6 protein-coding genes and 2 pseudogenes are annotated in these 7,644 nt (G+C 54.5%); 5 read left to right on the top strand and 3 right to left on the bottom strand.

The window, feature by feature from the left end; translation table 11 throughout:
* The 3 genes and pseudogenes from MF6396_RS27390 to gorA form a co-directional block, all read right to left on the bottom strand.
* Positions 1–126: pseudogene (locus MF6396_RS27390) on the bottom strand (FAD-dependent oxidoreductase); the annotation flags it as partial.
* Positions 127–747: 621 nt separating this feature from the next.
* A pseudogene (locus MF6396_RS28300) lies at positions 748–856 on the bottom strand (IS30 family transposase); the annotation flags it as partial.
* A 278-nt stretch (positions 857–1,134) separates the two neighbouring features.
* Positions 1,135–2,493, bottom strand: a complete 1,359-nt coding sequence (gorA, locus tag MF6396_RS27385; protein WP_078481996.1) for a glutathione-disulfide reductase — start codon at positions 2,491–2,493, stop codon at positions 1,135–1,137.
* Positions 2,494–3,520: 1,027 nt separating this feature from the next.
* On the opposite strand from gorA, the gene MF6396_RS27380 reads away from it, so the two are divergent.
* The 5 genes from MF6396_RS27380 to MF6396_RS27360 all read left to right on the top strand — a co-directional run bounded on the left by MF6396_RS27380 (position 3,521) and on the right by MF6396_RS27360 (position 7,496).
* Entirely contained in the window at positions 3,521–4,132 is a 612-nt protein-coding gene (locus MF6396_RS27380) for a TetR/AcrR family transcriptional regulator (protein ID WP_078481995.1), read from the top strand.
* Between the two features lie 420 nt (positions 4,133–4,552).
* Positions 4,553–5,620 (top strand): DUF4331 family protein, encoded by a 1,068-nt coding sequence (locus MF6396_RS27375; RefSeq protein WP_161493054.1) that lies wholly within the window; start codon positions 4,553–4,555, stop codon positions 5,618–5,620.
* A 55-nt stretch (positions 5,621–5,675) separates the two neighbouring features.
* The gene (locus MF6396_RS27370) at positions 5,676–6,059 is read left to right on the top strand and encodes a c-type cytochrome (protein ID WP_078481993.1); all 384 of its coding nucleotides are present in this window, start codon (positions 5,676–5,678) and stop codon (positions 6,057–6,059) included.
* A 49-nt stretch (positions 6,060–6,108) separates the two neighbouring features.
* Positions 6,109–6,906 carry a DUF4198 domain-containing protein gene (locus MF6396_RS27365; RefSeq protein WP_078481992.1) on the top strand — a complete coding sequence of 266 codons (798 nt, stop codon included), beginning with the start codon at positions 6,109–6,111 and terminating at the stop codon, positions 6,904–6,906.
* Complete coding sequence (locus tag MF6396_RS27360) at positions 6,903–7,496, top strand: HupE/UreJ family protein (protein WP_078481991.1); 594 nt, start codon at positions 6,903–6,905, stop codon at positions 7,494–7,496. Before MF6396_RS27365 ends, MF6396_RS27360 begins: the two co-directional genes overlap by 4 nt.
* The last annotated feature ends 148 nt before the right edge of the window (positions 7,497–7,644 follow it).

Below are 7,644 nucleotides of genomic sequence, written 5' to 3'. Positions count from 1 at the left end.
GTCGCCGGCCGCGTAGATGTTCGGGTTGCTCGTGCGCATGCCTTGGTCGATAACGATGGCCCCTTGCGCATTGACAGTGACCCCCGCCGCGTCCAGCGCGAGGCTGCGCGTATTCGGTGCCCGACCGACGGTACGGGATTGGTCGTCGAAATTAAGCACCAGGTCAGCGAGCTGCCCAATTATGGCTCGTCGCCTTTGGGGCTTGTTGCGTCGTGAGCGTGAAACCCCGTCGCTGCCACCGATCAACGTGAAGCGAGTTTATCGCGTCCTGCTTGATCACAACTCGTTGTTGGCACGACGAATCAAACAGCCTGCCGTACAGCGCCGGCATGAAGGCCGGATCTCCGTCACTACCAGTGATACCGCTGGTGTTAGGATGGTTTTGAGTTCCATTGCGACGACGGTGCGAAGTTAAGCGTGTCCTTTGCGCTGGACTGCTGTGATAGCGAAGCCACCTTTAAAGTGAAGTACTGATCCATCGAGCGATCAGGGGATTCACCTGCCTTACCAAGCCGTTGGCTGCGAATAAACGGCTGCAAAAAAAACGCCCCGGTGGGGCGTTAAAACTCATCTCTTCCCAAAGAAGCTACAAAGGAGCGACAAAATAGCTCCAGAGATGAGTGTTGCTGCGCAGATCAGTTGAAACTGGTATGCCGAGTTAAATTAGAAACCGAATCGAATGTTACCGAATAGTAACACTCTGAGCAATACTCTAGCTGAGAGCAACACGGTTATTGACTTGAGTTGGGCATCATGCCGCATAGCCATGGCGTCTTGCGTCACTTGGCCTATCATTTCGACGGGGCATTTTAAAATCGAAACGCTTGCGTGGGCGCATGTTCAATTGCAGGGCTACCAGCGTAGGCGAAGACATCCAGGGCAATGGCAGAAGCAGCCCGCTGGACGCCATCGCAGCCAAAGCGAGCCCACCCACGCGCCAGGCACGACGCTTGTACAGCACCTCGTGCGCAGCAGAAACCAGGCATGTGCCGGATCGGTTCACGATGAAACCCACGGTAAACGCAAGGGCAGCTACGAGCACCAGTACCCAGATAGGCAAGAGATCAGGCATCGATGGCGTCCTCAGCGTCGGTGTTGTTTCGGGTGATACGTGAGTAAGAACACGAAAGCTGATCAGCCCGCCACGGGAATGCGCATGGTGACGAACTCTTCCGCCGCCGTCGGGTGCACGCCGATGGTTTCATCGAAATGCTGCTTGGTCGCGCCTGCCTTGAGCGCGATCGCTAGCCCCTGGATGATTTCACCGGCATCCGGGCCCACCATGTGGCAACCCAGAACCTTGTCGGTGTCTGCGTCGACCACCAACTTCATCAGGGTGCGCTCCTGGCAGTCGGTCAACCTTAGCTTCATCGGCTGGAAGCGGCTTTCGAAAACCTGCACCTTGTGGCCGTCAGCCTTGGCTTGCTCTTCGCTCAAGCCGACTGTGCCAATGTTCGGCAGGCTAAACACCGCCGTCGGGATCATCGCGTAATCCACCAGGCGATATTGCTCAGGCTTGAACAGACGACGCGCCACCGCCATGCCTTCGGCCAACGCCACTGGCGTCAGCTGCACGCGCCCGATCACATCGCCAATGGCCAGGATCGACGACTCAGTCGTCTGATAGAGATCGTCCACTTCAACAAAGCCACGCTTGTCCAGTTTGACGCCGGTGTTTTCCAACCCCAGGTTGTCGAGCATCGGACGTCGGCCGGTGGCGTAGAACACGCAATCTGCTTCCAGCGCGCGCCCGTCTTTCAGGGTGGCCTTGAGGCTGCCGTCGGCCTGTTTATCGATGCGTTCGATATCAGCATTGAACTGCAAGTCCATCCCGCGTTTGGTCAGCTCTTCCTGCAGATGCTTGCGCACCGCTCCATCAAAGCCGCGCAGGAACAGATCGCCGCGATACAACAGCGTTGTTTGCGTGCCAAGGCCATGGAAAATCCCGGCAAACTCCACCGCGATGTAACCGCCACCCACCACCAGCACGCGCTTGGGCAGTGCTTTGAGGAAGAACGCTTCGTTGGAACCGATGGCATGCTCGCGTCCCGGAATGTCCGGAATCTGCGGCCAGCCGCCGGTGGCGATCAGGATATGTTTGGCGGTGAAGCGCTCACCGTTGATCTCCACCTGGTGCGGATCCACCAGGCGCGCGTGCCCTTCATGCAGGGTCACGCCACTGTTGACCAGCAGGTTGCGATAAATGCCATTGAGGCGATTGATCTCGCGGTCTTTGTTGGCAATCAAGGTCGGCCAATCAAAGTTCGCCTCACCCAGCGACCAGCCGAAACCACTGGCCTGCTCAAAATCTTCGGCAAAGTGCGCGCCGTAGACCAGCAGTTTTTTGGGCACACAACCCACGTTGACGCAGGTACCGCCTAGGTAGCGGCTTTCAGCCACGGCCACCTTGGCACCATAGCCTGCGGCGAAACGCGCAGCCCGAATACCGCCAGAGCCCGCACCAATTACATAAAGGTCAAAATCGTAGGCCATATCACTCTCCTCGGCAGGCAACAGCAAACCTATTGCGGCCCTTATCCGGCGCATTGCGACCGGCCAGCTACTTGCTCGTCAATTGGGTGAGGGCACCCAGATCGTTTGTTCGCATCTCTAAAGTGGACCAATATGCCTTCACTATTGAACGTAAAAACTCGGTGGCTTGGATAACCACTTGGCGCTCGCTGAAAGTCGCGCCGTTAGGCATGCTGAAGGCGCCACCGTTGAGTTCCATGACGATATCGTCGGCGACTAGAGCGCCGTTTTTTTCGACTTGGTTATGTGAAAATCGTAAACAACGTCTAAATAGCAGGGGACTAAACGTCCCCGGTCAAATTTGCGCCGGTTTAGCCGCAGGTTCATTTACATAGCAAAAGTTGCTGCTCTGTTGGACAAGCAATGTTCGCCAAGACTATTCGGCGAAAGCGGCTTCGAGATTGAGTTTTGCGGCATCACCTTCCCGTTGAAAGCCAGGCTGGTTCAACTTCACGGACCATACATAGTCGTGTTTAAATGACAATGATTGAATCACGCCCTGCCTAACTCTCTGACATTGCTGATTAACAGCAATCACATATCATAGAGTTGTTATACGTAGTATGGAAACGAATCTAGTTATGCTTTCCGCCTATGTTGTGTGCTGGCACTCGGGCCGACGGCCACGCTGTCCCCCGGAGTGAAAAGGTCAGCAACATAGTACCCATCAAGGCGCACCGACCCACGTGGTGCGGCATTGCGCTCAGTCACTGCAACTGCCCCCCCTGAACGACACTCACGTACCCTTACTGAAAGTAGGCCTACCCCACACAAAAGCTACCGCTTGCATTCGCGGTCGCACCTACTGCCAAAATCCTCTCACCTAATTTCCGTAAACACTCCATCCAACCCCCCCCACCTCCAACGCAAAACCTGTCAGATTTTGGTATAGTCTCGTCAAGAATCTAACGCCTGCGCCGGATGTTACTTTCCGGCAAGTAGCATGTCAAGAGCAGTGGGTGCCACATAAAAAAATAGGTGTTATGTGATGACTAATACTCCAACGGACCAGACAGCGCTTGCAGAAAAAGAGAAGCGCTCAACTGCACCGAGAGAGAGAATTTTGCGTGCTGCAGGAGAGATGTTCCATAAATATGGAATTCACGCAGTCGGGGTTGAGGCGATTGCAGCAGCAGCGCACAGCAACAAAATGACTTTGTATCGACACTTTTCCTCTAAAGAGATGTTAATTGCAGCCACCATTCGAGAGCAGCACAAAGCGAGTGAAGCTGCATGGCAAGCATTACAGGAGGCGTATCCGAATGATCCGCGGGGAGAGCTCAACGGTTGGCTAGAAATGATGTACGCCTATATCCAGTCGCCAGGAGAACTGAGCTGCAAATTCATAGATAAGGCAATAGATGTACGGGACGCTCAACATCCAGCTCGGGTGGCGATTGAGGAAATCAATCATGTGCACATCAATCATCTGATCGAGATGTGCCGTGCCATAGGCTTCAAGAGCCATGAGGTACTGGCTGTCAATTTGTTCATTGTATTTAAGGGCGCAGACGAAAGCCGCCATATCAGAACTCATCGTTTGGCAGTATCGCTTCGTCAAATGGTACAAACACTGATCGCCCCCCATGAGCCGCATTAAGGGCTTCAGTGCTACACCGATTTTCGGTCAGTGCTAATAGCCCTGGCTGACACTTCAACGTTTCTCTAACAGCCAATCACTGCCTATTGCTCCTTTGTGCAGTAGGTGGTAGCTTGCTGGGTGTTACTTTTTGGTAATATTCCAGTTTGATGATTTTTAATACGTAACTGCCGCTAGCTCGGCTTTGCTGGACCTTCCGGCATTTGCCAACGGCGCAATAGGCTACGTAAACCGTGCATAGTGGTCTAAGTGAGGTTGTTCAGGCTGGTAGCGAGTTCTACAAGCAGATGACACTGAGGCCATTGCCCGTGGCCGGTTACGACGCAATGTTTAAGTAGACGTCCGCAGTACTAACTGGGTGCAGGACATATATACCTCGAAATGAAGCTGGACTGGACACCTACCGGGAGAAGCACCTCTATGAATAATAAAGCATTTGCCCCCCATCGCTTGCTGATGAAAGCGGTACTTGCCGCTGTTCTTGCCAGTTCTACGCTGCCGGCACATGCGAGCCACCATTTTGAGGTTGCCATTGCACGAACCAACACGGCGATCAGCCAGTTGGACAACTACGTGTTTCAAGCGGCTTCACCGGGGCGCACGGTCATTATCATGAATGTGAATTCAAGTCCGCGTCATGGTGCTACCTTCTCGCCGAATGCCTTGTACAACATTCATGTTGCCTTGGATGACAAGTTCAAGGAGGGGCACACATTCTCGTTCCAGTTTCGCGACGGTCAGGTCATGGCCTACTTGTCGGACAACCCAAACGGGCGAGTGGGTGAAACGGGTGTGGACATTGGTAAAGGTAAGGTCGGCGGCAGCGTCAATCTGAAGGACAAGATTGAACTTTGGACCGGTATCATCAAAGACCCGTTCTACGGTAATTCGTCTGGCCTGGGAGCGTATTCGGCGCAACTGAAGGCTGGCAAGTATGACCCTCAAGTCTGGAAGTCCGCCTCCGGCACCAATATTTTCAAAGACCAGGAATGTGGTGCAATTGTGCTGGAAATTCCCAATGAAATGCTGGGCAAAAATATCAAGGTCTTCATGACGACGGCGCTCAAGGAAAATGGCAAGTGGAGCCAAGTTCAATACTCGGCCAATCCTTTGCTGTCGCACGTTATGTATTTCGAAGACGAGGCTGTCAGAGTCGAGCATGATCGCAGCCGACCCAACACCCAGTCAGTACTGAAAAACTTCGTATCAGCGAGCACTGCGCGCGCTTCAGGCATTGCACAGACGCAGGCTCAACCATTCGCCTATGGCGACAAAGTGGCGGATGCGCTGATTCCCGATGTGCTGAATTATGAGGTTGGCAGCAAGGCAGGGTATTCGGCCGATGTGCGTAACGGACGTTACCTTGATGATGATGCGATGAGTGCCATGCTCACCCTCCTCATAGGCAAACCCACCGACCAGGCCATCGACAATCCAAAGTTGTATACCGATCAGTTCCCCTACGTCATTCCGTCAGACAAAAAGTGATCTGAGGTCAAACTTGAACATGAGGCTAGGCCCGCACCATAAGGAAAGGCACACCATGATCACTAATCACTTAGGCACAGTGGGTGCGAGCTTCGTACTGCTATTGATGACCAGCGCAATAGTTCAGGCTGATACGGGTGACGTTGTGCGTGGCCAGAAGGCTTGGTTGCTCAATTGCAGCCGGTGTCATCAACTGGATGTGAATTCGGTCGGGCCGATGCACCGTGGCGTTGTGGGCAGGCATGCTGGTAGTGCAGACGGTTTTGCGTATTCAGAGGCACTAAGGGCGTCCGACGTTACCTGGACGCCCGCCAACCTGAACCGATGGTTGACAGAGCCGGAACAGTTTATCCCGGGGCAGGCAATGGGGTTCAGTGTTGAAAACGCACAGGTGCGGGAGGACATCATTGCCTATTTGTCGACACAAAAAGCGCCTTGATCGGTTGCAGTTAGGGGTGTGAAAGCTGCTGGGGCGAAGTGAGGAAAGCATGATGATTTGGCGGCCTATTTGGATTGGGGTATTGCTGGCGACACTAAGCGGCAACTGTTTTGCCCATGCCTTCTGGCTGGTTCCTCACAAAGGGCTGGTCAGCAAAGATGATCTGGTGGCCATAGATCTGCGGGTGGGTGTCAGTTGGCCAGGTGAGCGGGTAGGGCGTTTGCCCGGCATGATCGAGACGTTTGATCTTTACGACGCGCAAGGTAAACACGCCGTGAAGGGGCGTGACGGCGCGGCCCCGGTGGGACATTTTCGCGCCGGGACGCCCGGTACCGTTGTTGTGGCGATGCTTACCCATGCTCAGGCCATCACGTTGCCCGGTGTTGAGTTCGACAAATATTTGGTCGAAGAAGGGCTGGATCAGGTGCGCAGCGAACGGCAAACACTGGGTATCGCCGATGCGCCGGGACGTGAGCAGTTTTTGCGTTGCGCCAAGACTTTGGTTCGGGTCAATAGCGATAGTGCTGGCTTTGACCGGGTGGTGGATTTGCCGCTGGAACTTGTTGCTGTCACTGACCCGTTCCAGCTCAAGCCGGGCGGGCGGTTCAAAGCCCGCTTGCTGCGCGAGGGCAAACCTGTGGCTGGGGTGCTGGTTAGGGCCTGGGCCAAGGATGATCCAAAGCATGAACAACAGGTCAGAACGGACCAGGACGGTGTAGTGGAACTTACTTTGGAAAAGACTGGATTGTGGTTTCTGAGTGCAGTCCAGATGCATTCGGTGATCGAGTACCAGGCCGACTGGGAAAGCATCTGGGCCTCCTTAAGTTTTGAGATACCTACGCCATGAGTACTCGCCAACACCAACTTGAGGGCGTCTGTGTCGCCATCGTCTTGGCACTAACCACGTTTAGCGCACAAGCCCACAGCGGCATAGATGCCGGCTGGTTGCACCCATTGACTGGGCTGGATCACTTTTTGGCGATGGTGGCGGTTGGGGCCTGGAGTGCCCAAATCGGCGGTCGCGCCATCTGGCTCGTCCCCGGCGCTTTTGTGCTGTGCATGTTCTGCGGCGGCCTTCTCGGCATGTCGATGATAGATCTGCAAGGCCTGGAAGTTGGCATTGCGCTGTCGGTCATTGCCTTGGGCGCGGCCATTGCACTGCATCAACGTATGCCTACCGTGGTTGCCGCGCTAGGGGTCGGCCTGTTCGGCATGCTGCATGGTTATGCGCATGGTTATGAAATGCCTGTCATTGACGACAAGGTTGGCTACACGCTCGGCTTTCTGGCCACCACCGCCACCCTGCATTTAGTCGGCGCATTTGGAGCACTTGGCCTTATGCGCGTCCAGGGCGGCGGCAAGATTTTGCGAGGGCTAGGTTTGATTTGCTCTATGTGTGGGGGCTGGATTTTGTTCAGTGCCGTCGCAAATCTTTGATGGTTTCTGGTGTTAAGTCATCGGCATTTTTCAAGGTAGTTGTCGCGTCAACCGTCTAACTATGCCGCCATTTTCTCGTTCTGTTGCTCTCGATCCGGGTTCAACAACACGGTGCCGATCGGTTCCCAGTTACGCGTCCGGCCTGACC

It is taken from the genome of Pseudomonas sp. MF6396 (assembly GCF_002018915.1).
Taxonomy (GTDB): domain Bacteria; phylum Pseudomonadota; class Gammaproteobacteria; order Pseudomonadales; family Pseudomonadaceae; genus Aquipseudomonas; species Aquipseudomonas palmensis.
Note: the sequence above shows the minus strand (reverse complement) of the source record. Positions and strands in the feature narration are given on the sequence as shown.